Source organism: Pseudomonas poae (assembly GCA_028869255.1).
Lineage (GTDB): Bacteria > Pseudomonadota > Gammaproteobacteria > Pseudomonadales > Pseudomonadaceae > Aquipseudomonas > Aquipseudomonas poae_C.
The window spans coordinates 6,061,956-6,087,367 of the sequence record CP110972.1; the positions used below are offsets into that span (position 1 = coordinate 6,061,956).

General features: G+C 61.9%; 22 protein-coding genes and 3 pseudogenes. 14 read left to right on the forward strand and 11 right to left on the reverse strand.

Going from position 1 to position 25,412, the window contains the following annotated elements:
• Positions 1 to 7 precede the first annotated feature (7 nt).
• The 3 genes from LRS56_27465 to LRS56_27475 form a co-directional block, all read right to left on the reverse strand.
• On the reverse strand, positions 8 to 2,848 hold the full coding sequence (locus LRS56_27465; protein WDU62433.1) for a class I adenylate cyclase: 2,841 nt from the start codon (positions 2,846 to 2,848) through the stop codon (positions 8 to 10).
• A gap of 168 nt (positions 2,849 to 3,016) precedes the next feature.
• Positions 3,017 to 3,271, reverse strand: coding sequence for a TIGR02647 family protein (locus tag LRS56_27470; GenBank protein ID WDU62434.1), 255 nt, complete (start codon positions 3,269 to 3,271; stop codon positions 3,017 to 3,019).
• 152 nt (positions 3,272 to 3,423) lie between these two features.
• Positions 3,424 to 3,711 (reverse strand): hypothetical protein, encoded by a 288-nt coding sequence (locus LRS56_27475; protein WDU62435.1) that lies wholly within the window; start codon positions 3,709 to 3,711, stop codon positions 3,424 to 3,426.
• Between the two features lie 126 nt (positions 3,712 to 3,837).
• Here LRS56_27475 and LRS56_27480 point away from each other — a divergent pair, with 126 nt between their 5' ends.
• The gene (locus LRS56_27480) at positions 3,838 to 4,497 is read left to right on the forward strand and encodes a glutathione S-transferase (GenBank protein WDU62436.1); all 660 of its coding nucleotides are present in this window, start codon (positions 3,838 to 3,840) and stop codon (positions 4,495 to 4,497) included.
• Between the two features lie 107 nt (positions 4,498 to 4,604).
• Here LRS56_27480 and argH read toward each other — a convergent pair whose 3' ends face one another.
• On the reverse strand, positions 4,605 to 5,999 hold the full coding sequence (gene argH / locus LRS56_27485; GenBank protein ID WDU62437.1) for an argininosuccinate lyase: 1,395 nt from the start codon (positions 5,997 to 5,999) through the stop codon (positions 4,605 to 4,607).
• Positions 6,000 to 6,505: 506 nt separating this feature from the next.
• Here argH and LRS56_27490 point away from each other — a divergent pair.
• The 7 genes and pseudogenes from LRS56_27490 to rsd all read left to right on the forward strand — a co-directional run bounded on the left by LRS56_27490 (position 6,506) and on the right by rsd (position 12,894).
• Positions 6,506 to 7,252 carry a LytTR family DNA-binding domain-containing protein gene (locus LRS56_27490; GenBank protein ID WDU62438.1) on the forward strand — a complete coding sequence of 249 codons (747 nt, stop codon included), beginning with the start codon at positions 6,506 to 6,508 and terminating at the stop codon, positions 7,250 to 7,252.
• A 136-nt stretch (positions 7,253 to 7,388) separates the two neighbouring features.
• Positions 7,389 to 8,330 (forward strand): hydroxymethylbilane synthase, encoded by a 942-nt coding sequence (hemC, locus tag LRS56_27495; GenBank protein WDU62439.1) that lies wholly within the window; start codon positions 7,389 to 7,391, stop codon positions 8,328 to 8,330.
• Positions 8,327 to 9,085 carry a uroporphyrinogen-III synthase gene (locus LRS56_27500; GenBank protein WDU62440.1) on the forward strand — a complete coding sequence of 253 codons (759 nt, stop codon included), beginning with the start codon at positions 8,327 to 8,329 and terminating at the stop codon, positions 9,083 to 9,085. Before hemC ends, LRS56_27500 begins: the two co-directional genes overlap by 4 nt.
• An 18-nt stretch (positions 9,086 to 9,103) precedes the next feature.
• Positions 9,104 to 10,230, forward strand: a pseudogene (locus LRS56_27505) (uroporphyrinogen-III C-methyltransferase).
• Between the two features lie 5 nt (positions 10,231 to 10,235).
• On the forward strand, positions 10,236 to 11,477 hold the full coding sequence (locus LRS56_27510) for a heme biosynthesis protein HemY (protein WDU62441.1): 1,242 nt from the start codon (positions 10,236 to 10,238) through the stop codon (positions 11,475 to 11,477).
• A 236-nt stretch (positions 11,478 to 11,713) separates the two neighbouring features.
• Positions 11,714 to 12,226, forward strand: coding sequence for a disulfide bond formation protein B (locus LRS56_27515; protein ID WDU62442.1), 513 nt, complete (start codon positions 11,714 to 11,716; stop codon positions 12,224 to 12,226).
• Between the two features lie 209 nt (positions 12,227 to 12,435).
• The gene (rsd, locus tag LRS56_27520; protein ID WDU62443.1) at positions 12,436 to 12,894 is read left to right on the forward strand and encodes a sigma D regulator; all 459 of its coding nucleotides are present in this window, start codon (positions 12,436 to 12,438) and stop codon (positions 12,892 to 12,894) included.
• A gap of 54 nt (positions 12,895 to 12,948) precedes the next feature.
• Here the strand turns inward: rsd and LRS56_27525 are convergent, their stop codons facing one another.
• Positions 12,949 to 13,626 (reverse strand): FKBP-type peptidyl-prolyl cis-trans isomerase, encoded by a 678-nt coding sequence (locus LRS56_27525; GenBank protein ID WDU62444.1) that lies wholly within the window; start codon positions 13,624 to 13,626, stop codon positions 12,949 to 12,951.
• A gap of 192 nt (positions 13,627 to 13,818) precedes the next feature.
• Between LRS56_27525 and LRS56_27530 the strand changes: the two genes are divergently transcribed.
• Positions 13,819 to 14,952 carry an AlgP family protein gene (locus LRS56_27530; GenBank protein ID WDU62445.1) on the forward strand — a complete coding sequence of 378 codons (1,134 nt, stop codon included), beginning with the start codon at positions 13,819 to 13,821 and terminating at the stop codon, positions 14,950 to 14,952.
• Here the strand turns inward: LRS56_27530 and LRS56_27535 are convergent.
• On the reverse strand, positions 14,949 to 15,416 hold the full coding sequence (locus LRS56_27535; protein ID WDU62446.1) for a TIGR02444 family protein: 468 nt from the start codon (positions 15,414 to 15,416) through the stop codon (positions 14,949 to 14,951). The genes LRS56_27530 and LRS56_27535 overlap by 4 nt on opposite strands.
• A gap of 50 nt (positions 15,417 to 15,466) precedes the next feature.
• Here LRS56_27535 and LRS56_27540 point away from each other — a divergent pair, with 50 nt between their 5' ends.
• The 3 genes from LRS56_27540 to LRS56_27550 all read left to right on the forward strand — a co-directional run bounded on the left by LRS56_27540 (position 15,467) and on the right by LRS56_27550 (position 18,651).
• Entirely contained in the window at positions 15,467 to 17,377 is a 1,911-nt protein-coding gene (locus LRS56_27540; GenBank protein WDU62447.1) for an ATP-binding cassette domain-containing protein, read from the forward strand.
• Positions 17,377 to 17,949, forward strand: coding sequence for a mechanosensitive ion channel family protein (locus LRS56_27545; protein ID WDU62448.1), 573 nt, complete (start codon positions 17,377 to 17,379; stop codon positions 17,947 to 17,949). Before LRS56_27540 ends, LRS56_27545 begins: the two co-directional genes overlap by 1 nt.
• 69 nt (positions 17,950 to 18,018) lie before the next feature.
• Positions 18,019 to 18,651: a LysE family transporter gene (locus tag LRS56_27550; GenBank protein ID WDU62449.1), complete on the forward strand. Its 633-nt coding sequence runs from the start codon at positions 18,019 to 18,021 to the stop codon at positions 18,649 to 18,651.
• Between the two features lie 139 nt (positions 18,652 to 18,790).
• On the opposite strand, the gene LRS56_27555 is transcribed toward LRS56_27550, so the two are convergent.
• The 4 genes and pseudogenes from LRS56_27555 to LRS56_27570 form a co-directional block, all read right to left on the reverse strand.
• The gene (locus LRS56_27555) at positions 18,791 to 19,531 is read right to left on the reverse strand and encodes a penicillin-binding protein activator LpoB (GenBank protein ID WDU62450.1); all 741 of its coding nucleotides are present in this window, start codon (positions 19,529 to 19,531) and stop codon (positions 18,791 to 18,793) included.
• A gap of 3 nt (positions 19,532 to 19,534) precedes the next feature.
• Positions 19,535 to 20,122, reverse strand: coding sequence for a penicillin-binding protein activator LpoB (lpoB, locus tag LRS56_27560; protein WDU62451.1), 588 nt, complete (start codon positions 20,120 to 20,122; stop codon positions 19,535 to 19,537).
• A 23-nt stretch (positions 20,123 to 20,145) separates the two neighbouring features.
• Positions 20,146 to 20,517: a YcfL family protein gene (locus tag LRS56_27565; GenBank protein WDU62452.1), complete on the reverse strand. Its 372-nt coding sequence runs from the start codon at positions 20,515 to 20,517 to the stop codon at positions 20,146 to 20,148.
• 10 nt (positions 20,518 to 20,527) lie between these two features.
• Positions 20,528 to 21,923, reverse strand: a pseudogene (locus tag LRS56_27570) (hypothetical protein).
• Positions 21,924 to 22,183: 260 nt separating this feature from the next.
• On the opposite strand from LRS56_27570, the pseudogene LRS56_27575 reads away from it, so the two are divergent.
• Positions 22,184 to 24,078, forward strand: a pseudogene (locus tag LRS56_27575) (FTR1 family protein).
• A 2-nt stretch (positions 24,079 to 24,080) separates the two neighbouring features.
• A complete protein-coding gene (locus tag LRS56_27580) occupies positions 24,081 to 24,536 on the forward strand; it encodes a YaiI/YqxD family protein (GenBank protein ID WDU62453.1) in 456 nt (151 codons plus the stop codon).
• 197 nt (positions 24,537 to 24,733) lie between these two features.
• Here LRS56_27580 and elbB read toward each other — a convergent pair whose 3' ends face one another.
• Positions 24,734 to 25,399: an isoprenoid biosynthesis glyoxalase ElbB gene (elbB, locus tag LRS56_27585; protein WDU62454.1), complete on the reverse strand. Its 666-nt coding sequence runs from the start codon at positions 25,397 to 25,399 to the stop codon at positions 24,734 to 24,736.
• Positions 25,400 to 25,412 lie beyond the last annotated feature (13 nt).

Sequence of the window (25,412 nt, forward strand, 5' to 3'; positions counted from 1 at the left end):
AACCGCGCTAAATCTGGCTCAGTGCCTCATTGAGCGACAGCTCCAGTTCGGCCTTGTAGCGCAGGTACAGATTGCTCGGGCTTTGCACATCGCCGAGCAGTCCGGACAGGTCCAGGTCGGTGATGTAGCAGCGGTAGCGCTCGGTTTCCCGGCGCTGCCCGACGATTTCCTGGGCGACCACTGCAAACAGCTGGTCGCCGAATTCCAGTTCGCTAAATTCCCGCTGATTGCAGTACAGGGTGATGCCCACTTGGCCCGGTGCTGCTTTGCCGATAATTGCCTGCACGTCGTAAAACGGTTTGTTCGCCGGGTTCAGCGGCGCCGGCCGCGACTCAATGCTGCGTGCGCGATTGCTGCCTGATGGTAACAATTGGTAATACAAGGTTTGCACTTCGCCCCGGGGTTGTTGTGCGTCCAGCGGCGACAGCGCATCCCGGCGATAAATGACCGACTGCAGAAAGCGCTGCAACGGCGCCAACAGGCTCTGCTCATCATGAAACGGCAGGCGCTGCTGCCATAGCGCATTGAACTCATCCAGCACGTACAGCTCGGCGAAGCCTTCGTTGACCCGGTAGAACACCTGCACGCAATCGGCCAGGCCCATGGGCAGCAACAGTGCCAGGTCGTGGTCCTCCAGGGCCATGGCGTCCAGGTGCAACGGGCTGTAGCTGGCGAGTTCTTCGCTGAGGTAGGCGATCAGCGCCTCCTGGGTCGCCAGCGACACATGGGTGGCCTGGCCTGGCACCAACTCCATCACGTGGTAGTGCTGCTGCACCTGGAGCAAGTAACGGTGATTGCCTTGGCCCAGCAGCAGGTTTTGCGCGGTGTCGAAGATTTCCTCCACGCGCTGGGCAATGAACTGCGCACGGTTGTGACAGAAGCAGCGCACCCGCAGCCGTGGCAGATGGTCCGGCGGCAACTGGTTGAGGTAGTCGCGCAGGCAGTCGAGCAAGGCATGGGGGCCGTCATAGCGGCTGACCATCACCTCGTTCCAGCTGTTGAGCGTGACCTGGTCCAGGGTCAGCACCAGGTTGTCGCGCACACCGGCGTAGCTCAGGGAGTCGGTGCGCTCGGTGGTCATCAGGATATTCAGGTCGCGGTGGTGCTTGAGCGGGTCGACGCCGACGTTGATCAGCAACAACACCTCTTCTGGCACCGCCGAGCGTAGCAAGCGTTCTTCATCGACGCTGGCCAGGGGGAGGGCGATGCTCTGCTGCAGGCTGCCCAGCAGATTGAACAGCTCGAACTCGGTCATGTCGCTGGTGCCCGGGTGCAGGGCCAGGCGGGTGCTGCTGTCGATTACGCCGTTGCGGTGGCACCAGGTGAGCATTTCCAGCAGATCGCGGCTGCGTTTTATCGGCGCAAAGTGCTCCCATTCCAGGGCCGTGAGGTTGCCGTTGTACAGGCCCCAATGGTGTTGGCCAGGCTCCTTGCGGTTAGGCGATTGCACCAGGGTCAGGGTGTCTTCGGCCAGGTCCGGGGCGATGCCGGGGTTGATGAACTCGACCTTGCCGGCCTTGCGCTCAAAGGCTGCATACAGGCGCCGGCCGAGCACATTGAGGTCGCGCTTGTTGATCAGGCTGACGGTCTGTTCGGTGCGGGCGAACTGGGTCAGGAAGCGATAACTGTAATTCAGCTCATTGACCAGGGCGCGCCGTTCGGAGGCCACCTGGCGCACCTTCCACTGGCTGCGGCTGTCCAGCAGCGCAAGCTGGCGTTGGTCCCAGCCCCACTCATGGGCCAGGCGCTCGAGCAACAGCCGCTGCCAGCCGGTACCGCGCTGGCCGGCAGTGAGCTTGCGGTTGACCTTCAGGTACAGCGCACGCCGTACCAGTTCCAGGCGTTCCGGCTCGTTGCGCGCCTTGAGGTATTCCTCGATACGGCGGTACACCACGATGTACGGGTCCAGCTCGTCCAGGTCCATCTGGTTGGCGAATACTGCGCGCTTGAAGCGCAGGCTCAAGCAGTGCACGTTCGGATGCTCGCTGGCGTAGACCTCGGTCAGCAGCAGCTTGAGCACCGACTTGTAGGGCGACTCGATGCCCTTGAACAGTTGCCACAAGCCGGCCCCGATAAACTCGCCCGGGGGGATACGCGCCAGGTGACCGAGGTCGAGGGTTTCATCGGCGCGGATAAACCGTTTGGAAATCAGCGTGTGGGTGAACTCCGCATAACGGGTTTCTTCATACACGGGCACCAGCCACCAGATCGGCGTGCGCCCTGCCAGCCAGATGGCGGTGCGGTAGAACTCATCCAGCAGCAGGTAGTGCTGGGTGGTGCCGCAGTCGTCGGAGCTGAGTTGTGTGTCCCGTTCGCCGAGCACAAAGCGCGTCGGTTCGATCAGGAAGAAGTGCGCTTCGGCGCCCATGCTCAGGGCCCAGGCTTCCAGCAGTTGGCATTTCTTGCGCAGTTCGGTCAGCTCGGCTTCGCCGAGGTCCGGCGCGTGGCACACCCACACGTCCATATCACTCTGGTCCGCCTGGGCCAGGGTGCCGAGGCTGCCCATCAGGAACAGGCCATGGATCGGCAACGGCGGGTTGCCATGGCGTGGCTTGTAGGAAAACGAGCGGGTCAGGCGCTGTGCTTCGGTCAGGGCTTGGGCGTCGGGTTCGAAATTCGACAGGCCCGCCGGTGTGCTGCCCGAGACATAGCCTGGCAGCAGCGGGTGATTGACGTGAAAAAACAGCGGCAACAGGCTCAGCACGCTTTGCTGGCGTGGCGTCAGCCCCTCGACGGCCCGGGCCATGCGGCCTTCATTGAGGGCCATGAAGCGCGCGCGCAACTGGGCCAATACCTTGCGGTCGATGCCTTCGTCCAGGTCGGGGCGGATTTCATGGGTGCGGGTCATGTCGAACTCGGTGGCTCGCAGGGCCCGACGTGGGCGGCCGTCTCGGAGTTTACAGCCAGTAGCGTAGGAGGTTTAGAGGGAAATGGTTTTTGGCGTCAGAATTTTGTGGCGTGCACGGCAACGCCCTCGGAATCCGCGCTGGGCGGACTCCATGGGCGGTATCAGGTATCAGGCAGCTTCTTGGGTGGTGGCGGTGCTCAAAATGGTCAGCAGGGTTTGGGCCTGCTCTGCAGCGTCCCGGCCCAGGCTGGTCAGGTAGCCTCCGTCCGGCTGGTCGATCAGTTTTTTCTCGAACAGGCGTTTGGCCGCGGCGATGGCAGTGGGGGCGGCGGTCTGGTGGACTTTCAGACCTTCCTGGGAGCTGCCCAGGTTGAAGAGTGCAAGGATTTCCAGTTCGGCAACCAACTCAGGGGTATACGACATAAGGACTCCAGACTTTCTAAGAATTTATTAGAGGCTAGCAGGGCATAAGGTGAACGCACTTTGCCGGGCTGTCCAGTGAGAAACTCTTGGGTCTTGATATGGCGCAGTTTTGTGGCGAGGAAGCAGGCTTCCAGGCCACGCAGGTGCCCGATTCAGTCGTTTTCGGGTGGCAGTTCGGGCAGTGCTCGCAGCGCTGTTTCATACCATTCGGTATCAAAGGCGCGGTCTTCTTCGAGCATCTTGTCGATTTCCACGGCCAGCACATGGGCCATGAGGTTCAGAATGTCGTCGCGCTCGTAGCCCACCAGGGTCAGCTTGTTGAAGGTGGCTTTGGCGGCAGGCGGGTTGTCGCTTTCGATCTGGTTTTCGATGGCCTGGGTCAGCGTGCTTTCGGTGAACTCTTCTTCGTCGTCGTCGTTGCTATGGGTTGGCTCGCTCATGGCAGGCTCCTCAAGGAAAGGGCGCCAGTCTACCCCCATTCAGGCAGGTGATGCTGCTGGCAAGGCCAGGTCCTGGGAGCTATAACGCTTGCAGCCCACCCCATACCCGGCCTGGAGGCAACGGTAATGCTCAAGCTCTACGGATTTTCGGTCAGCAACTACTACAACATGGTCAAACTGGCGTTGCTGGAGAAGGGGTTGTCTTTCGAAGAGGTGCCTTTTTATGCCGGGCAAACCCCTGAAGCGCTGGCCGTGAGCCCGCGTGGCAAGGTGCCAGTGCTGGGCGTGAAGCAGGGCTTTATCAACGAGACCAGCGTGATCCTCGAATACATCGAGCACACCCAGGAGGGGCCTGCGCTGCTCCCGGCCGAGCCGTTTCAGCGTGCGCAAGTGCTGGCGCTGTGCCGGGAAATCGAGCTGTATATCGAATTGCCCGCCCGTGCGTGTTTCGCCGAGGCGTTTTTTGGCATGCCGGTGCCGGACGCGATCAAGGAGAAGTCCAAGGCCGAGTTGCTGTTGGGGTTTGGTTCATTGGGCAGGCACGGCAAGTTCGCGCCTTATGTGGCCGGGGAGCATTTTACGATTGCCGATCTGTATTTCATGTACAGCGTGAACCTCGCCTGTGCGGTGGGCGAGAAGCTGTTTGGCCTGGACCTGTTGGCTGAAATGCCGGCGGCCAAGGCGTTGCTGGACCGGTTGCATGCCATGCCCAACGCCCAGAGGGTGGCGGCGGACAGGGAGGCGGCGATGCCGGCGTTTATGGCGATGGTTGCTGCCAAGAAGTAGAACTTCGGCGCTACAGCTGACGCCTTCGCGAGCAAGCCCGCTCCCACATTTTGATGTGTGAACCCATTCAAATGTGGGAGCTGGCTTGCCTGCGATGCTTTTAGGCTTTAGCGACTGGCGAGTAGTGCCTGGCCGCGTACTACAGCAGCCTTCACCTGCGCCGGCGCAGTACCGCCGACGTGGTTACGGGCATTCACCGAGCCCTCCAGGGTCAGCACGGCAAATACATCCTGCTCGATCTGGTCGCTGAACTGGCGCAGTTCTTCCAGACTCATTTCCGCCAGGTCTTTGCCGGTGTCCACGCCGTATTTCACGGCATGGCCGACGATTTCGTGGCAATCACGGAACGGCAGGCCACGGCGCACCAGGTAGTCCGCCAGGTCGGTCGCGGTGGAGAACCCGCGCAGCGCCGCTTCACGCATGATCGCGTGCTTGGGCTTGATCGCCGGGATCATGTCGGCAAAGGCACGCAGCGAATCGCGCAGGGTGTCGGCGGCGTCGAACAGCGGCTCTTTGTCTTCCTGGTTGTCCTTGTTGTAGGCCAACGGTTGGCCCTTCATCAAGGTCAGCAGGCCCATCAGTGCACCGAACACGCGGCCGCTCTTGCCACGCACCAGTTCCGGTACGTCGGGGTTTTTCTTTTGCGGCATGATCGAGCTGCCGGTGCAGAAGCGGTCCGGCAAGTCGATGAACTGGAATTGCGCGCTGGTCCACAGCACCAGTTCTTCGGAGAAACGCGACAGGTGCATCATCGCGATGCTGGCGGCGGCGCAGAATTCGATGGCGAAGTCACGGTCCGATACGCCGTCCAGGGAGTTGCCGCCCACGGCGTCAAAACCCAGCAGTTGCGCGGTGTATTCGCGGTCGATCGGGTAGGTGGTGCCGGCCAGCGCAGCACTGCCAAGCGGCATGCGGTTGGCGCGTTTGCGGCAATCCACCAGGCGCTCGTAGTCGCGGCTGAGCATTTCGAACCAGGCCAGCAGATGGTGGCCGAAGGTCACGGGCTGTGCGGTTTGCAGGTGGGTAAAGCCGGGCATGATGGTGTCCGACTCACGCTCGGCCTGCTCCAGCAGGCCTTTTTGCAGGCGGGTGATTTCGGCCAGGATCAGGTCGATTTCATCGCGCAGCCACAGGCGGATATCGGTGGCCACCTGGTCGTTACGGCTGCGACCGGTGTGCAGCTTCTTGCCGGTAACACCGATGCGATCGGTGAGGCGCGCCTCGATGTTCATGTGCACGTCTTCCAGGTCGACGCGCCAGTCGAACGTACCGGCTTCGATTTCACCGCGAATGGTGGTCAGGCCGTCGATGATGCTGTCGCGCTCGGCGTCGGTCAGCACGCCGACCTTGGCCAGCATCGTCGCGTGGGCGATGGAGCCCATGATGTCGTGGCGGTACAGGCGCTGGTCGAAGGTGACGGAGGCGGTGAAGCGGGCGACGAAGGCGTCGACGGGTTCACTGAAGCGGCCGCCCCAGGACTGGTTGGTCTTGTCGGTGCTCATGGATTCGCTCGTGATCTGCTTAATAAAGAGGCATGGAAGTCTGCCGGCGATAATAACAGGGTTGCCCGGGGAGGCGGTGCTGTGGGTCGTCGGCATTTTTATTTGTGCAAAGGATGGCTAAGTGCCTTGCCGTCGGTCGCGTCCGGGACGAGACTGGAGCCAGGGGCTTATTGAAACGATATTTGTCGATTGAGCAATGTCGTCTCAGCGAGCGTCTACAGTTGGACTGATAGTGTGTGAATGCACCAAAGTCGGGTGATGCGGTCATAGCCCAGACTATCCATTTTTAAAAGGGGGGTATTCGGATTGTGTATCAGCAAACCCTACGACGATGCCCGCAGGCAGCCGGTCTTGGGCGCTATTGAACAAGTCCGGGTAAATATGGGTGCCGCCGTCGGGGCACTTTTTGCCGCTCGCGCTAGTCTTAGCGTGGATCGCTGTGACGCAAGTCACCGCACCTGTCTACGCTATCCTTGTGCGAGACTCACGCAGGAATCCAGCGCAATATGAATGTCCTGATCGTTGATGACGAACCCCAAGCCCGCGAGCGACTGAGCCGTTTGGTCAGTGAACTCGAGGGTTATACAGTCCTTGAACCGAGCGCCACCACCGGCGAGGAGGCGTTGACGCTGATCGACAGCCTCAAGCCGGATGTGGTGTTGCTCGATATCCGCATGCCGGGCCTTGATGGCCTGCAAGTCGCCGCCCGCCTGAGTGAGCGAGAATCGCCGCCGGCCGTGGTGTTGTGTGCTGCCCAGGAAGAGTTTTCCGCAGACACGCTCGACGCCAGCGGTGTCAGCTTCCTCACCAAGCCGGTGGCGGGCGAGGCGCTGCTTAAAGCGCTTAAAAAGGCCGAGCGCCCTAACCGTGTCCAGCTTGCGGCGCTGACCCAGCCCGCCGCCCAAAGCGGTAACGGGCCACGCAGCCATATCAGCGCACGCACCCGCAAAGGCATCGAACTGATCCCCTTGGGCGAGGTGGTCTATTTTATCGCCGACCACAAGTATGTAACCCTGCGCCACGAGGCTGGCGAAGTCTTGCTCGATGAGCCGCTCAAGGCCCTTGAGGATGAGTTCGGCGACCGTTTCGTGCGTATCCACCGCAACGCGCTGGTGGCCCGCGAGCGTATCGAACGCCTGCAGCGCACGCCTCTGGGGCATTTTCAATTGTTCCTTAAAGGGCTTAACGGCGATGCGTTGATCGTCAGCCGCCGCCATGTCGCCGGCGTGCGCAAGATGATGCAGCAGCTGTAGCTCAAGGGCTGTGGCGCGGCTGCGTTCCTTATCCCGGTGCGACGTGGCCAGGAGGCCCCGCACTTGCTGATTCAAATCAAAGCGTATTTGCTTGAGCTGTTATTATCTGCCGTATCTATTCAGTACGGATTGATCCATGTCCTCTCGCGAAATCCGCATCGCCACCCGTAAAAGCGCCTTGGCCTTGTGGCAGGCCGAATACGTCAAAGCCCGCCTTGAGCAGGCCCATCCGGACCTCACGGTGACCCTGGTGCCCATGGTCAGTCGCGGCGATAAGCTGCTGGACTCGCCACTCTCGAAAATTGGCGGTAAGGGCCTGTTCGTCAAGGAGCTGGAAACCGCGCTGCTGGAAAACGAAGCCGATATCGCCGTGCATTCAATGAAAGATGTGCCCATGGACTTCCCTGAAGGCCTGGGCCTGTTTTGCATCTGCGAGCGTGAAGACCCGCGCGATGCCTTCGTGTCCAACACCTATGCCTCGCTGGATGAGTTGCCCTTGGGCAGCATCGTCGGTACGTCCAGCCTGCGTCGCCAGGCACAGCTGTTGACGCGCCGCCCGGACCTGCAGATCCGCTTTTTGCGCGGCAACGTCAATACCCGTCTGGCCAAGCTGGACGCCGGTGAATATGACGCGATCATCCTCGCCGCGGCCGGGTTGATCCGGCTGGGCTTCGAAGACCGCATCACCTCGGCCATCAGTGTCGAGGACAGCCTGCCAGCTGGCGGGCAGGGCGCCGTAGGCATTGAATGCCGCACCGCCGACAGTGAAATCCACGCGCTGCTCAAACCCCTGGACCACCACGACACCGAAGTGCGCGTCACGGCCGAACGGGCCCTGAACAAGCACCTCAATGGTGGCTGCCAGGTGCCGATCGCCTGCTATGCCGTGCTCGAAGGTGAAAACCTGTGGCTGCGTGGCCTGGTGGGCGACCCGGAGGGTGGCACCCTGCTGACCGCCGAAGTGCGTGGCCCGCAGCGCGATGCCACGGCGCTGGGTATTCAGGTGGCTGAAGAGTTGTTAAGCAAGGGCGCTGGCGCCATTCTGCAAAAAGTCTACGGCGAGGCCGGCCCGCAGTGACCGACTGGCGCGTGCTGCTGACGCGGCCTGCCGAGGAATCGGCGGCCGTGGCGGCGGTATTGTCCGATGCCGGCATTTTCAGCAGCAGCTTGCCGTTGCTGGACACCGAGCCGCTGCCCGTTACCCCCGAGCAACAAGCCATCTTCGGCGATATTGGCCGCTATTGCGCGGTGATCGTGGTCAGCAAGCCGGCTGCGCGTCTTGCCGTACAACAGCTGACTCGAGCCTGGCCGCAGTTGCCCTGGTTCAGCGTCGGCGCGGCCACGGCTCAGGTACTGGCTGATCACGGGCTGAACGTCCACTATCCGCAAACGGGCGACGACAGCGAAGCCTTGCTTCAATTGCCTGCGTTGCGCGAGGCTATCGCACAGCCCGATGCACGGGTGCTGATCCTGCGCGGTGAGGGCGGCCGGGAGCTGCTGGCTGAGCGTTTGCGCGAGCAAGCTGCTAGTGTCGACTACGTGGAGTTGTACCGGCGTTTCCTTCCGGCCTACGACGCCGGTGCTCTGATGCAGCGCATCCAGTTGGAACGCCTGAACGGCCTGGTGGTCAGCAGTGGGCAGGGTTTTTTACATCTGCAAGCCCTGGCCGGCGCCGATTGGCCCCAGTTGGCACGGCTGCCGTTGTTCGTGCCGAGCCCGCGAGTCTATGAGATGGCGCGAGCGGCTGGTGCAGAAAAAGTTGTGGATTGTCGCGGCGCGAGTGCCGCGGCTTTGTTAGTGGCGATACGGAGCTATACCGTTCCCACTCTCTGATACGCAAAGGACGGATACGTGAGCGAAACAGCCTTGCCTAAAGATGAAACCCAACCCGCACTCGATGCGCCGGTTGAGTCACCGGTCACTGCGCCGCGCCGTGGCAATGGCCTGGCAATCGTCGCCCTGCTGCTGGGCGCCGCCGGTGTTGCCGCTGGTGGTTGGGGGATCTGGCAGGTCCGTGCCCTGCAAGCCAGCAGCCAGCAACAGCTGGGCCAGGTGCAGACCCTCGATGACCAGTCCCAGACCCTCAAGCAAAGCCAGCAGCAATTGGCGGCGCGCCTGGCCCAGTTGCCGGGCGCGGACGAGCTTGAGGAGCGCCGCCGTCTGGTGGCCCAATTGCAGGGTGATCAACAGCGCTTGAGCCAGCGCCTGGAAACCGTGCTGGGGGCCAGCCGTCAGGATTGGCGTTTGGCCGAGGCCGAGCATCTGATTCGTCTGGCGAGCCTGCGACTGTCTGCCCTGCAAGATATCAACAGCGCCCAGGCGCTGGTCCAGGGGCCGACGAGATTCTGCGCGAGCAGAGCGACCCGGGTTCCTACGCCGCCCGTGAGCAACTCGCCAAGAGCCTGGCCGCGCTGCGCAGCACCGAACAGCCGGACCGCACCGGGCTGTACCTGCAATTGGCGGCCTTGCGTGATCAGGTCGTGCAACTGGCGGCCATCGCGCCTGAATATCAACTCACCGATCCGGCATCCCAAGGCCGTCAAAGCACCGATACGGACAGCCGATGGCGCCAGTGGTGGGAGCAGATTTCGCGCTACTTCCGCATCGACTTCAACCCGGATGACAACATCCGTCCGCTGCTGGCCGGCCAAGGCCTGAACCAGGTGCGCCTGGCCCTGAGCCTGGCCCTGGAGCAGGCGCAATGGGCAGCGCTCAATGGTGAAACGGCGGTGTACAGCCGCTCTCTGGGTGAGGCGCGTAGCGTGCTGCAGGACAACTTCAACCAGGACAACCCGCAAAGCAAGGCGATGCTGGCGCGTATCGCCGAGCTTGAGCCCAAGGCCGTCTCGGTGGTGACACCGGACCTGGCGGCGAGCCTGGCAGCCGTGCAGGCGTACCTTGAACGTCGTCACTTGTCTGCCGACGAAGCCAAGGCGGCGGCGGGTACGCCAGCGGCTACCCCGGCGAAGCAGGAGTAGAGCCGATGAAGCGTTTCTATGTGATCCTGGTGCTGGCAATTGCGATCGCCTTGGCACTGGCCGTAGGCATTTCGAAACACACCGGCTATGTGCTGATTACCTACCCGCATGTGCTGCATTACGAGTCGAGCCTGTGGGCGACCGTGGTGGCGATTGCCGCCATCGCCCTGGCGATCTACTTGATCCGCGTGCTGCTGGGGCTGGTCTCCACCTCCGGTGGCGTGGTCAACCCGTGGTCGCGCCGTAACCGCAGCCGCCGGGTGCAGATCGCCATCGAGCAGGGCCAGATGGATCTCGCCGAGGGCCGTTGGGCCAGCGCCGAACGTCACCTGCACCGTGCCGCCGAAGCCGAGCGCCAGCCATTGCTGTACTACCTCGGCGCGGCGCGTGCCGCCAATGAACAGGGGCGCTATGAAGAGTCCGACGGCCTGCTCGAGCGTGCGCTTGAGCGCCAACCCCAGGCTGAGCTGGCGGTTGCCTTAAGCCATGCGCAACTGCAATTGGACCGTGGCGATACTGACGGCGCGTTGATCACCCTGCAGGCGATGCACGAGCGTCATCCTCACAATGCCCAGGTGCTGCGCCAGTTGCAGCGTCTGCATCAGCAGCGGGGCGACTGGTCTTCAGTGATCCGCCTGCTGCCGGAGCTGCGCAAAGACAAGGTGCTGCCTGCTGGCGAACTGGCCGAGCTTGAGCGGCGCGCCTGGGGTGAGAACCTGAGCCTGGCTGCCCAGCGCGAAGAGCAGGGCGAAGCAGGCTTGCAGTCCCTGGAGCGGGCCTGGCAACAACTCACGTCCGCGCAGCGCCAGGAGCCGCAATTGGTCTTGGCGTATGCCGAGCAGTTGCGCCAACTGGGCGCCGATGCCAAGGCTGAAGAAGCGTTGCGGGGCGCGATCAAGCGCGGCTACGACAGCCACTTGATCCGTCTCTACGGCCTGTTGCGCGGCAGTGACCCGGCCAAGCAATTGAAGTTTGCCGAAGGGTGGCTCAAGGATCACCCCGGCGATGCCAGCCTGCTGCTGACGCTGGGTCGCCTGTGCCTGCAAAACAGCTTGTGGGGCAAGGCGCGGGATTACCTGGAGGGTAGCCTGCAAGTGCAGCGCAACCCTGAGGCGTGTGCCGAGTTGGCGCGCCTGCTGGCGCAGTTGGGGGACACCGAGCGCAGCAACCAGTTGTTTCAGGAGGGGCTGGGGCTGCTGGATAACCGCTTGCTGGCGTCGCCGTTGCCTGTTCCTGCGCGGGTTTGACGTAGGAAAGACTGTAGGGTTGGTTCGGACGTTTCTGAGAGCCAACCCTTCAACGTCTCGCAAATGACCAGGCCAGAGCGCTTACAGGTGTGCTCCTACGTCTGGTGGCTCCAAGTCTTCCATGTTCTGACGGCTTGTCCTTACGATCTCGCAGAATCGTCTGCTGTGGCGTGTATTGAAAGGGGTCAGTCCTTTCCTCTACCGTATTGATCTATATTTCGCGGTGCGGATAAAGCATGTCTTTTGCCCCTTCACGTTCCTTGTTTTTCCTTGCGTTCCTGGCGGGTGCGCTGACGTTGGGTGCGTCTTTTTACCTGGAGTTCGGTGCGTCGCTAAGGCCTTGTTTCCTGTGCCAGATGCAACGGGTCTTCCTGGCGGCCTTCATGTTGATCAATCTGCTCGCCGCCCTCCATAACCCCAGGCGTTCCGTGCTGTACGGGCTGGCAAGCATGGGCTGCGCGCTGCTTGGCGCCATCACCGCTGTACGTCAGGTGTTGCTGCAAAATGTTGCATCGGACCAGGTCGATTGCTTGCCCAGCCTGCACCACATGATCCAAAACCTGTCGCTTTGGCAGGCGCTGCAAGCGACCGTCAAAGGCACTGTCGATTGCGTGGAAATCAACTGGACGCTCTTTGATCTGAGCCTTCCGGAATGGAGCCTGCTGTTCTTCCTGGGGATGTTGATGTTAGGCATCCTGCAGTTTTCGCGACTGTTTATGAGCCGGCGTTTGCGCCCGGCAAGGCGCTGAACATCAGGAGCGGTTTGTAGGACGGGATTAAACACTTGTATGAACTTTCTGTCCTGCGTACCTTGAAGCCATAGTCATGCGGGCATAATCTGGCCCGCACGCGTTATTAAAACCGTTTGTCAGATGCGGCCTTGTCCGGCTGCCGCTTTAACCTTGAAGTGTTGTGCGGGCACGAGGCGGCAGCGCCCCTATAGGGAAGAGAGATCATCATGCTGGAAAGTTGTCAGAATGCTCAGGAACGCTGGGGTGGGGTGCACAAGCTGATCGACAGCTGGTTGAAGGCACGTCACGAACTGGTTCGGGCCTTTGATGCTCTCGGCGCCAAGCCTGAGGCACTGGCTGAGAATCGCAAACCGTTGCAAGAATTCTGCGAAGTGTTGGTGGACTACGTGTCGGCCGGCCATTTCGGTGTCTACGAGCAACTGACCAAGGAGGCGGAAGCCTTCGATGATCAGCGTGGTCTGGACTTGGCCGAGACCCTTTATCCGCGTATCGATGTGATCACTGAAAAGCTGCTCGCTTTCACCGACCTGTGTGATGCCGGAAACTGTGTTGCTGAAAAATTCAAAGAGTTGGGCGCATTGCTGCACGAGCGTTTCGAGCTGGAAGACTGCTTGATCGAAGTGCTGCACAACGCTCACAAGGAAGAGCCTGCGACCCAGGCTTGATCTCGCGAAAGCCCTACAAAAAACGGTGCGCATGACGCACCGTTTTTTATTGGCTCAGTGGCGGGTGCCGAGCAATTCGATCTCGAAAACCAGCGGCGTATAGGGCGGGATCAACTCACCGGCACCGTCGGCGCCATAGGCTTGGGCCGATGGAATCACCAGGCGCCATTTTGCGCCCACCGGCATCTGCTGCAACGCACTGCGCCAGCCGCTGATCACACTGTCCAGCCGAAACCATTGGGGCTGCGTGCTCTGATCGAACACAGTGCCGTCGGGTAGGCGCCCCACGTATTTCACCTGAACCTGGTCACTGGCCGTCGGTTTGTTGCCGGTGCCCGGCGTGAGTTCCGTGAGCAGGATTCCGTCCGCCAGTTCGCGCACACCTTTTGCGGCTTTTTCCCTGCTCAGAAATTGCTGTTCTGCCGCGAGTGCTTTTTCGCTGTGTGGTGCCCGCGCATCGGCTTCGCTCTGCGCTTCGTGCTGCGCCAGAATTTGTTCGATGCGTGCGTTATCCAGCGCCAGCGGTTTGCCTTGATAGGCTTGCTTTAGGCCATCGATCAGGGCCTGGATCTGCAGGTCGGGAACCTCCTGGCGCAGGCGCTCACCAAGGCTCGCACCCAAGCTGTAGGCGAGGTCGTGCGGGTCCTGATCAGTGGTTTTGGACGGCGATTGCTCGCTCGCATTGGCCACTGAAATCGCCAGGCCAAGCACAAGAAAAAGGTAACGCGACATGGGCATCCTCCCGCCGAAAGTGCGACGGATTATGCCAGTGTGACGGCGTAAAAAGTGCCGCGTATTTTCGTTATATCGATAAGAATTTTCGTACGGTGCAACGCGAGGCAAACGATACTGTCAACATGCCCTAGCGGCGGTAAGAGCAGAGGGCTAGTATGAGCCGCACCCACGTCAGCCAGGAGGTAAACCATGTCGGCCAAACAGAAGCCTGTTAATACCCCGTTGCATTTACTCCAACAACTTTCGGGCAGCTTGCTCGAACATCTGGAAAGCGCATGTTCCCAAGCGTTGGCCGATGCAGAAAAACTGCTCGCCAAGCTGGAAAAACAACGCGGTAAAGCGCAAGAAAAGCTGCACAAATCCCGCACCAAACTGCAAGACGCCGCCACCGCCGGCAAGGCCAAGGCACAAGCCAAAGCCAAAGACGCCGTTAAAGAACTTGAGGACCTGCTGGACGCCCTCAAGGATCGCCAGGCTGAAACCCGCACCTACATTTCCCAACTCAAAAAAGATGCTCAAGAAAGCCTGAAACTGGCCCAGGGCGTTGGTCGTGTGAAGGAAGCCGTAGCTAAGGTGTTGGGCGCTCGTACGCCTGCAAAAGCCGTTGCAGCGAGCGCGGCGAAAAAGCCGGCCGCTAAAGCTGCTGCTGCGAAACCGGCCGCCAAGCCAGCTGCTAAAACCGCTGCTGCGAAACCAGCCGCTAAAACCGCTGCTGCAAAACCGGCCGCCAAGCCAGCTGCTAAAACGGCTGCTGCAAAACCAGCCGCCAAGCCAGCTGCCAAAACCGCTGCTGCAAAACCAGCCGCCAAGCCAGCTGCCAAAACCGCTGCTGCAAAACCAGCCGCCAAGCCAGCTGCTAAAACCGCTGCTGCAAAACCAGCCGCCAAGCCAGTTGCTAAAACCGCTGCTGCAAAACCAGCCGCGAAGCCAGCTGCTAAAACGGCTGCTGCAAAACCAGCCGCGAAGCCAGTTGCTAAAACGGCTGCTGCAAAACCAGCCGCGAAGCCAGTTGCTAAAACGGCTGCTGCAAAACCAGCCGCCAAGCCAACTGCTAAAACCGCTGCTGCAAAACCAGCCGCCAAGCCAGTTGCTAAAGCCGCTGCTGCAAAACCAGCCGCCAAACCAGCTGCTGCAAAGCCGGCCGTTAAACCCGCTGCCAAGCCGGCCGTTAAGCCAGCGGCCAAGCCAGCCGCTGCAAAACCAGCCCCGGCCAAGCCAGCCGCCCCGGCTGCTACCCCGGCAGCGTCCACCGCTCCAACCGCACCGGCCAGCAGCACGCCTGCACCGGTAGCGCCAAGCACCACGCCAACCAGCGCTTCCTAAGTGCCGGTGGCCACGACGCGCAGCTGTTGCAGCGCGTCGTGGTCAAGGTTGGCGGCATCCTCAGCCGCCAGTCCTTCCAGCCACGCCGGTTGATTCGCCACCTCACCTGTAGGCCATGCCTGCGCCAGTGCTTCCAGGCGCGCCAGTAATTCTCGTTCTGCTTCCAGCTCCAGGGCCTTGACCCGTTCGCGCAACGCCGCCAATGACGCATCCTGCTGCGCCATGGCCCGCCATCGCGTGCGTACCTGTCGCAATGGGTCGACGACTTGCGTCTGCCAGGGGCCGGCAAGTTGTTTCAGCGCCTGTATGCGTTCAGGGGTCGGCGCCACACCGCGCTGTTCCAGCCAGGCGCCGCAGAGCAACAGGCACACATCTGCGCCTTGTTCCTGCAAGCGCAGGCAAGCGGCTTTGCACCCCGAGCGGGCGTAAGTCGAGAGGGCAAAGCTCCACAGGTCAGCGCACATATTCACACCCAAGCCAGCGGGCAACGAAGCTGGTAGACTCCGCCGCCATTATGATCCGACTTCAAAGCCTAACATTACAGCGTGGCCCGCAACGTCTTCTTGAAGACGCCGAGCTGACCCTGCACGCCGGTCACAAAGCCGGCCTGATCGGTGCCAACGGCGCCGGAAAATCCACGTTGTTCGCCCTGTTGCTGGGTGAGCTGACCCCGGATTCCGGGGACTGCTTGCTGCCGGCCGATTGGCGCATCGCCCATATGCGCCAGGAGATCGACACCCTGGACCGCATCGCGATCGACTACGTGCTCGATGGCGACCTGCGCCTGCGCCAGGTGCAACACGACCTGGCCGAGGCCGAGAACGCCCAGGACGGCGCCGCGCAGGCCCGCTTGCACTCGGAACTCGACAGTGCCGACGGTTACACCGCCGACGCCCGCGCTCGCAAGATGCTCGCCGGCCTCGGGTTTACCAACGAGCAGATGGACCGCCCGGTCGCCGACTTCTCCGGTGGCTGGCGCATGCGCCTGAACCTGGCCCAGGCGCTGATGTGCCCCTCGGACCTGTTGCTGCTCGACGAACCGACCAACCACTTGGACCTCGATGCGATCCTGTGGCTGGAGGATTTCCTCAAGAGCTACCCGGGCACCTTGCTACTGATTTCCCACGACCGGGATTTCCTCGACGCCGTGGTCGACAACATCGCTCACGTCGAACAGAAGAAAATCACCCTCTACCGTGGTGGCTACACCGCGTTCGAACGGGCGCGTGCCGAGCGTCTGGCCCAGCAGCAGCAGGCGTTTGAGAAGCAGCAGGCGCAACGTGCGCACATGGAAAGCTACATCGCCCGGTTCAAGGCCCAGGCCACCAAGGCCCGTCAGGCCCAGAGCCGGATCAAGGCCCTGGAGCGCATGGAAGAGCTGTCGGCGGCCCATGTCGATTCACCGTTCGACTTTGTGTTCCGCGAGTCGGTGAAAATCTCCAGCCCGTTGCTCGACCTTTCGGATGCGCGCCTGGGTTATGGCGACAAAACCATCCTGGAGAAGGTCAAGCTGCAGCTCACGCCGGGTGCGCGCATCGGTTTGCTCGGCCCTAACGGCGCGGGCAAGTCGACGCTGATCAAGAACCTGTCGGGTGAACTGCAACCCCTGGCCGGCCGCCTGACCCGTGGCGAGAACCTGGTGGTGGGCTACTTCGCCCAGCACCAGCTGGACTCCCTCGACTCCAAGGCCAGCCCGTTGCTGCATTTGCAGCGCCTGGCGCCGACCGAGCGCGAGCAGACCCTGCGCGACTTCCTCGGTGGTTTCGACTTCCGTGGTGCGCGCATCGATGAGCCCGTGCTGAATTTTTCCGGTGGCGAAAAAGCCCGCCTGGCCCTGGCCCTGATCGCCTGGGACCGCCCGAACCTGCTGCTGCTCGACGAACCGACCAACCACCTGGACCTCGAGATGCGCCTGGCGCTGACCATGGCCCTGCAAGAATTCAGCGGTGCGGTCCTGGTGGTGTCTCACGATCGCCACTTGCTCAAGAGCACCACTGACAACTTCCTGCTGGTGGCTGACGGCAAAGTCGAAGAGTTCGACGGCGACCTGGACGACTACGCCCGCTGGCTGACCGATTACCGCCTGCGCAACGCGCCGGTCAGCAACAGCCCGGTCAACCCGGACAAGACCGACAAAAAAGCCCAGCGTCAGGCCGCCGCTGCACTGCGCCAGCAGTTGGCGCCGCACAAGCGTGAAGCCGACAAGCTGGAAGCCGAGTTGGGCAAGGTGCACGAGCGCCTGGCCAAGATCGAAGCCAGCCTGGGCGACAGCGCCGTGTACGAGGCGGCGCGTAAGGACGAGTTGCGCGACCTGCTGGCTGAACAAGCCAAGCTCAAGGTGCGTGAAGGGCAATTGGAGGAAACCTGGATGGAGGCCCTCGAACTGCTCGAAAGCCTGCAAGCGGAGCTGGAGGCGCTGTCCTGATGGAAGCCTTGCAGCTGCCGATACCGACGCAATGGGTCGAACCCGTGTGGGTCGGCGTGCAAATCCTGTTGATCCTGCTGGCGGGTTACCTGGCGCAGCGGTTCGTCGCCAAGGGCCTGACCCGCCTGGGTGAGCGCTACCCGTTCCCGCCACAACTGCTGATGCCGCTGCGTGGCGGCCTGCGTTGGCTGATCATGGGCAGTGCGCTGATTTTCGTGCTGGGCCGCCTGGGTGTGTCCGCCACGGTGCTGTGGACGGCGCTGTCGGGGTTTGTTGCAGTGGCTGCCGTGGCGTTCTTCGCCATGTGGTCGGTGTTGTCCAACCTGCTGTGCGCCATCTTGATCTTTACCGTAGGGCCGTTCCGCCTTGGAGACATCGTTGAGCTGGTGGACACCGTCGACAAGCCGGGCGTGAAAGGCCGCGTCGTGGCGATCAATCTGCTCTATACCACGCTGGTCGAGGTGGCAGAGGCCGGAACCGACAGCGCGATGGTGCAAGTGCCGAACAGCTTGTTCTTCCAGCGCTCGGTGCGGCGTTGGCCAGGGACCCACGTGTTTCCGGGCGACCGCTGAAAAAATCTATAGCCAGCCTTTGGTCGGCGGAGTTAGCTTAACGGCACAACCGCAAACCTGAGGTGTGTAATGGCACTCGATACATGGCTGGCCTTTTTCGTGGCCAGTTGGATCATCTCCCTTTCCCCTGGCGCCGGCGCCATCGCTTCGATGTCCAGCGGCCTGCAATACGGTTTCCTGCGCGGCTACTGGAACGCCATCGGCCTGCAACTGGGCCTGGCGATGCAGATTGCCGTGGTGGCGGGCGGGCTGGGTGCCATTCTGGCGGCATCCTCCACCGCCTTCTATGCGATCAAATGGTTTGGCGTGGCGTACCTGGTGTACTTGGCGATCAAGCAATGGCGTGCCTTGCCGATGGACATGAGCGACGACGCGGCGATCCGTCCGATCGGCAAACCGATGGCGATGATGTTCCGAGGTTTCCTGGTCAACGCCAGCAATCCCAAGGCTTTGGTGTTCATGCTGGCGGTGCTGCCGCAGTTCGTGAACCCGCAGGCGCCGTTGCTGATCCAGTACCTGATACTGGGCGCGACGATGATCAGCGTCGATATGATCGTGATGGCGGGGTATACGGGGCTGGCGTCGAAGGTGTTGCGCCTGTTGCGCACGCCCAAGCAGCAGAAACGCATGAACCGTACGTTTGCCGGGTTGTTTGTGGGCGCGGCGGGTTTCCTGGCCAGTTTGCATCGCGCCACGGCGTAACTGAAGAAACGGACCCGAAAAAATGTGGGAGCTGGCTTGCCTGCGATAGCATCACCGCGGTGTATCAGTTACACCGCGGTGCTCGCATCGCAGGCAAGCCAGCTCCCACATTGATTTGTGCCAGCCGAACCTTCGCGTTTCAGCGCAGGATCTTTGGCGCCTCATCCCTCGGCAGGTTGTTGCGCAACGCAGGCTGGCCAGGCTCTTGATAGCCGCCGCCCAACTGCTCCGCCAACTGCCGCGCTACATCCTCACCCAGTGCTTTCGACACTTCCTTCACGACGCGGGGACGGTTCAGGCTCACGCGTACGTCGCGGCTGTTCACCAGTTTGGTGTCCTGGCCTTCACCCATGGCGGTAAACGCCGAGGTGATCTCGAAGGTGCGGGTATTGATCAGGCTGAAATCCGCCACCAGCGTCAGGCCCAGCACCGCCGAATAGCTGTTGGTGTGGTCCAGGGCGTTGATGTCCTGGGTGAAGTCGATGTCCGACAGCGTGCCGAACAGCACGTAGTCCGCACCCTTGAAGTTGCCGGCCTTGATGCGCTTGATCACGTCATAAACGTCACCCTTGGCATCGGCGGTGTAGGGCGTGCCCTGCACCAGCTGGAACTGGCGGGACTTGAGGATCTCGCCCTTGATATCACCGCTGAATTTGCGCAGTTCGGTCTGCTCGATGTAGCTGGTACGGCTTTCGTACTCGCTGTAGTTCGACGCGCCGCTGACGTGGTAAGCGCTGGCTTGGAAATTGTTGCTGGCCGAGACCTGGTGGATGTACTCCTCGACCCGCGCCTCATAGGCCAGGTCGGTCACCGCGATCTTCGGGGCGGCCGAGGCGCCAAAGGCGCACAGCAGGCCGATCATGCCGATCCATGCACGCATTGCTTAGCGCTCCGTGGTCTTGCGGATTTCTTTTTCGTCCATCCATTCGGCCAGGCCGCTCTCGACGTCGATCAGCTGCAGGCTGAACTTGTAGAACACGTCCTTGTAGTCCGAGCTGCGTTTGACGATGGAGCTGATGGAGCCTTCCAGGCGGTACTTGGCGGCGACCATGTTGCCGGTCTTGCTCACGGTGGACTTCTTGTACAGGCCGCTCTGGTTCTGCAGCTTGAGCTGGTCGACCTGGCTCTGCATGTCGGTGTTGTCGCTGGCGAAGCGGGCGGTGCCGGTCTTCATCAGCTGGGTCTTGATCGAGGTGGTGATCTCGCGGGTATCGATGTACTCGCTGGTCTTGTTCTTCACGTCGTACACCTGCACCACCGGGCGGCCTTGCAGGATGCCGGACTGGGCCAGGGAGCGGGTCATGGATTCGGCGATCATCTGCAGGTCGGTGGAGCCGAACTCGTTGGTTACCAGCTCCACGGCCTTGGTGTCGCCGTAGCTGATGTTTTTACCGCCCAGTACCGGCGAGGTGTTGGCGCAACCGCTGGCCAGAAGGGCAACCACGGCGAGAATCGAGAAGCGTGCAAACATGATGATGTCTCTCTGCAACAGAATTAAGGGGTTTTAACTTCAAGGCGGAAGTCTGCGGCCTGGGGCAAATTGGCGATGGCCGGCAGGAAGGTCGCCTGGTTGCCGTACAGGTTCAGCACTTTCCAGGTTTCTTCATCGCCCACCGGGAAACCGTCGGCGCCCAGCCAGGCGAAGCGGTAATACATCATCTGGTTGCTGCTGGTGATGTTGCTCAACTGCACCTTGGCGGTGAGGAAGCCGTTCTCGCGGGCCACGCGAATGGCGCCGACGGCGATGCCCTTGAACTTGCCCATGACCACGATTTTGCTCGCGGCGCTGCCGGGTTCCGGCGGCGGCGGGGTGGCGCAGCCGGCGAGCAGGACCAGCGCCAGGGCGCCGAGGATTAAATGACGCATAGCGTGCTCCTTAAGGTTGTTTGAGGGCGATGGCTTGGGTGGCGGGGCTCGGCACCACATGGGCCGCGAGGCCGCCGGCGAACACCTGGTTACCGACCACGCGCAAGGTAATCACCTTGGTAGCGCTGATCGGCCTTGACCGTCACCAGCGTGCCGCCCAGGGCGTTGGGCAGGCTGACCTGGTGTTCGCCGTGCTTGAGGCGCAGGCGGGTCACTTGGGTCATGTCCGGCAGGGTGCGCCAGGTGCGGGTGTCGGCGCCTTCGGTCACGGCCGAGGCGATACCCAGCACCAGGCCAGCCATGGGGTTGGTCTTGTTCAGGTTGTTTTGCGCCACGCCACGGCTGACCGCACGCACGGTGGTGCGCAGGATGATGCCTGGCATGTCATCGCGCAGGGCGCGGCGCGACATGGCCGTGGTGCTGTTGAGTGCGGTGAGGTTCTGTTGCTGGCCGTCCACGCCGATCTGGGCGAAGGTCGCGGTGGAGGTGTCGGCTTTGATCACCGGGAACGACAGTGGAGTGATCACCAGGTTGCCATTGATCGGGATCGGCAGTGGCAGGCGAATCGAGTCGCGGGCCGGTGCCAGGCCACTCTGGACCACGATCAGCACGTCGGTTTCATCCGCGCCAACCTTGGATTTGTCCAGGTCCTTCAGGGCCTGCTCCAGCAGCGGGGTGTTGGGGCGCAACTCGGCAGCCTTGCGGTAGCCGGGAGCGGCCAGGTCTTTTTCACCCAGGGCTTCGTAGACGAAGCCGGCCAGGTAATGGCTGAACGCGCTCTGGTAGCTGTTTTTCAGGCCGACCACTTCCGGCGCGTTCAGGGCTTCCACCGGGTAGCCGCTGAGGTCTTTCATCTGGGTGGTCACGCCTTCGCGCTGGGCTTCGTTCTCGCGCTTGAGGTATTCCTTGTCGCGCAGGTCGGCGATCACCGCTTCGCGCTCGTGGGTCTTCTTGATTTCAGTGCGGGCGCCGTCGAAATCATTCAGGGCCAGCAGGTTCAGGGCCATCTGCGTGGTCAGCATGACCTTTTCGTAGTCATAGCCTTCGTAGCGGCGCACCTTGTCGTTGACCAGGAAACTGCCGAACTGGGAGAGGTACTTTTCGCTGTCGAACTTGACCGACTCTTCCCACTTGTAGACTTGCAGGTCGGCGCTGCGCCAGGCGGTCTGGCTGCCGGTGAGGTCACCCTTGGCCCGCAGCAACTCGCCCTTTTCGAAGAAATAGAGCAGGTCCTTGTCGTCGCCGGTGTTGTTCTTTTCCAACAGCGTCAGTGCTCCGTCGACATTGCCGGAGGTCAATTGCTGGTTAGTGGCTTGCAGCTCGGTGTCGTAGCTGCGGAACATCGAACAACCGGACAGCAAGGTCACCGCCACGAGCGCGAGCGGAGGTAAGGCGCGAAATGCCATGCAACTTCTTCCCTGAAAGTATTGTGGTAATTCCTCATAAAAACGAGGAACGAAATTCCCTTTCGCACTAACAGGGCGCGGCATTATAAGCGCCATTGCTGGCTAAACAATGGCTTTTTGATGTGAAACAGTCGACAGAAACGCCACCATCTGCTCCTAAAAATGCACCGCTCGCCCAAACACCAAATCACTTACGCCTTGAGTCAAACCCTTTAAGCCTTAACAATGTGTTACTTCGTATTTCCCTTTGAGATTCATTCATGACTGCCCCCTTTCGTTTTCTCGCCTGGCTGCTGCTGCCGGCGCTGATGTCGTGCAGCTTCAACCTGTTGGCCGCAACTGCCGAGGGCGCCCCCAAGCCCTGCATTTGCTGGACTACATCGGCGCTGACTACCCGCAGGCGGTGGAGGCGGGCAAGGTCATCGATGAATCCGAATACCGCGAACAGCTGGAGTTTCTCGGCGTGCTGCAGGGCTTGGTCGCAGAACTGCCGCCAAGGCCGGAGCGCGCTGAGTTGATCAGGGGCATCGCGCAATTGTCAGCGGCTGTATCGGCGCGTCAGGACGGCGCGACCGTCGCCCGCCAGGCCCGTCAGTTGGGCGCCAAGCTGGCCGTGGCGTATGAAGTGAGCCAGGCCCCGGCGATTACCCCTGATCCCAGCCGTGGCGCACCGCTGTATGCCCAGCACTGTTCGGTGTGCCACGGCACTGCCGGCGCCGGTGATGGCCCGGCGGGCGTGGGCATGACCCCGCCACCGGCCAACCTGCGGGATGCGGCGCGCCTGGATCGCCTGAGCCTCTATGCGATCTACAACACCCTCGGCCTGGGCGTCGAAGGCACTGATATGCCGTCCTTCGCCGACCAACTGGATGACCGCCAGCGCTGGGACCTGGCCACCTACATCGCCGGCTTCACCGCCGACCCGGCCGCGGCGAAGAGTGAACAGCCCTTTAACCTCGCCGACCTGGCCCGCCAGACCCCCAATGAGGTGCTCGCCGCAAGTGGCCCTGCCGCAGCGGCGACCTTCCGCGCTCAGCGTGCGCAACCGCCGCAGGTCAAGCGCGGCCCGGCGCAGTTGCTGGACTACACCGCGACCACGCTGGACAAGAGCCTCGCCGCATTTCGCAACGGTGACCACGAACAAGCCTACGACCTGTCGGTGGCCGCTTACCTGGAAGGCTTCGAGCTGGTGGAAAGCTCGCTGGATAACGTCGATGCCAACGTGCGCAAGGACACCGAGAAAGCCCTGATGGCTTACCGTCAGTCGTTGCAGGATGGCCTGCCGATCGAGCAGGTGCAGCAGCGCCTGGACGTGGCCAAGGGCAAGCTCAGCGAATCCGCCGGCTTGCTGGGCAGCGATGGCTTGAGCTGGTCGTTGAGTTACATCTCCGGCCTGTTGATTCTGCTGCGTGAAGGTCTGGAAGCAATCCTGGTGCTGGCGGCCATCCTGGCGTTCCTGCGTAACACCGGCCAGCAGTCGGCGGTGCGCAGCGTCAACGTGGGTTGGGGCCTGGCGTTGTTGGCGGGGTTGGCGACCTGGGCGTTGGCCGCGTATGTGATTGACGTGAGCGGTGCCCAGCGTGAACTGCTGGAAGGCTGCACGGCGCTGTTCGCCAGTGTGATGGTGCTGTGGCTGGGCGTGTGGATGCATGACCGCCGCCACGCGGCGGCCTGGCAGGACTACATCAAGAGCAGCCTGGTGGGCGGCGGTGGGCGCTTTGGTTTTGCGATGCTGGCGTTTTTCTCGGTGTACCGCGAGTTGTTCGAAGTGATCCTGTTCTACGAAACCCTGTGGCTGCAAGCCGGCCCGGCCGGGCACAACGCGGTGCTGGCCGGTGGCGCCACGGCGCTGGTGCTGCTGGTGGGCCTGGCCTGGGTGATCCTGCGCGGCTCGGCCAGGCTGCCGCTGGCGCTGTTCTTCGGGATCAACGCGGCGTTGCTGTGCGCGCTGTCGGTGGTGTTCGCCGGGCATGGCGTGAAAGCGTTGCAGGAAGCCGGCATCTTCGGCACGCGGCCAGTGGCGTTTTTTGACTTCGACTGGCTGGGCATTCACGCCGATGCCTACTCGTTGAGCGCGCAAGCCGTGGCGATCCTGGCGATTGTGGTGCTCTACGGCCGCAGCCGCCTGGCCGAAAAACGCCGAGTGGCGGCATAGGCATGCGCGTTTGGATCGATGCCGACGCCTGCCCGCGGGCAGCCAAGGACCAGGTGGTCAAGTTCGCCCTCAAGCGCCAGTTCGAGGTAGTGCTGGTGGCCGGGCAGAGTCAGATCAAGCCGAGCTTCTCGTGCGTCAAACTGATCGTAGTGCCCAGCGGCCCGGACGCGGCGGATGACTACCTGGTGGAGCACGCCGTGCCCGGCGAGCTGGTGATCTGCAGCGACGTGCCCCTGGCCGACCGCCTGGTGAAAAAGGGCGTGACGGCCCTCGACCCTCGGGGCAAGGAATTCAGCCCGGCGAACATGAGCGAGCGGCTGGCGGTGCGCAACCTGTTTACCGACCTGCGCGAGCAAGGCCAGATGGGTGGCGGGCCACCGCCCCATGGGGAAAAGGACAAGCAAGCGTTTGCCAACTCCCTCGACAGGATACTGACCCGGTTAATGCGCCAAACCTGACCTTGTGGCGAGCGGGCTTGTTGTGGCGAGCGGGCTTGCCCGCGTTGGGCTGCGTAGCAGCCCCAAAACCTGCAACCGTGTTTTGACTGAACCATCTTGTCGTCTGAATTAGGGCGGCTTCGCCACCCAACGCGGGCAAGCCCGCTCGCCACAACAAGCCCGCTCGCCACAACACCACAACCGCTCATTTATCAGCGTCAGTCATTCTCGTGGGTCAGCTCCAGCACCCGGTCCACCAGCTTGTTGATGCCTGTCGCGACCTCGCTGATGTTCTTTCCCAGCATGTAAGCCGGGGTGCTCACCAGTTTGCGTGCCTTGTCTTCGACGATTTCTTCCACTGTGCACTCGTGATGGGTGGCGCCCATTTTGTCGAGGGCGGCGGCGGTGTCGGCGTCGTTACCGATGGTGCAGGTCACGCCCGGGCCGTAGATCTTCGCGGCCAGCGCCGGCGAGATGCAGATCAGCCCCACCGGCTTGCCCGCTTCGGCAAAGGCTTCAGCCAGCGCCAGCACCTGCGGGTTGACGCTGCAGCCCGCGCCCTCCACGGCAAAGTTCGACAGGTTTTTCGCCGCGCCAAACCCGCCGGGCACGATCAGCGCATCGAACTCGTCGGCGTTGGCTTCCTGAATGTTCTTCACTTCACCCCGGGCAATGCGCGCCGATTCCACCAGCACGTTGCGCGACTCGGGCATTTCTTCCCCGGTGAGGTGGTTGATCACATGCAATTGCGCAATATCGGGGGCAAAACATTGGACCTGAGCGCCGCGCTGATCCAGGCGCAGCAGCGTGATCACGCTTTCGTGGATCTCTGCGCCGTCGTACACGCCACAGCCTGAAAGGATCACTGCAATTTTTTTGCTCATGGGCATTTCTCCT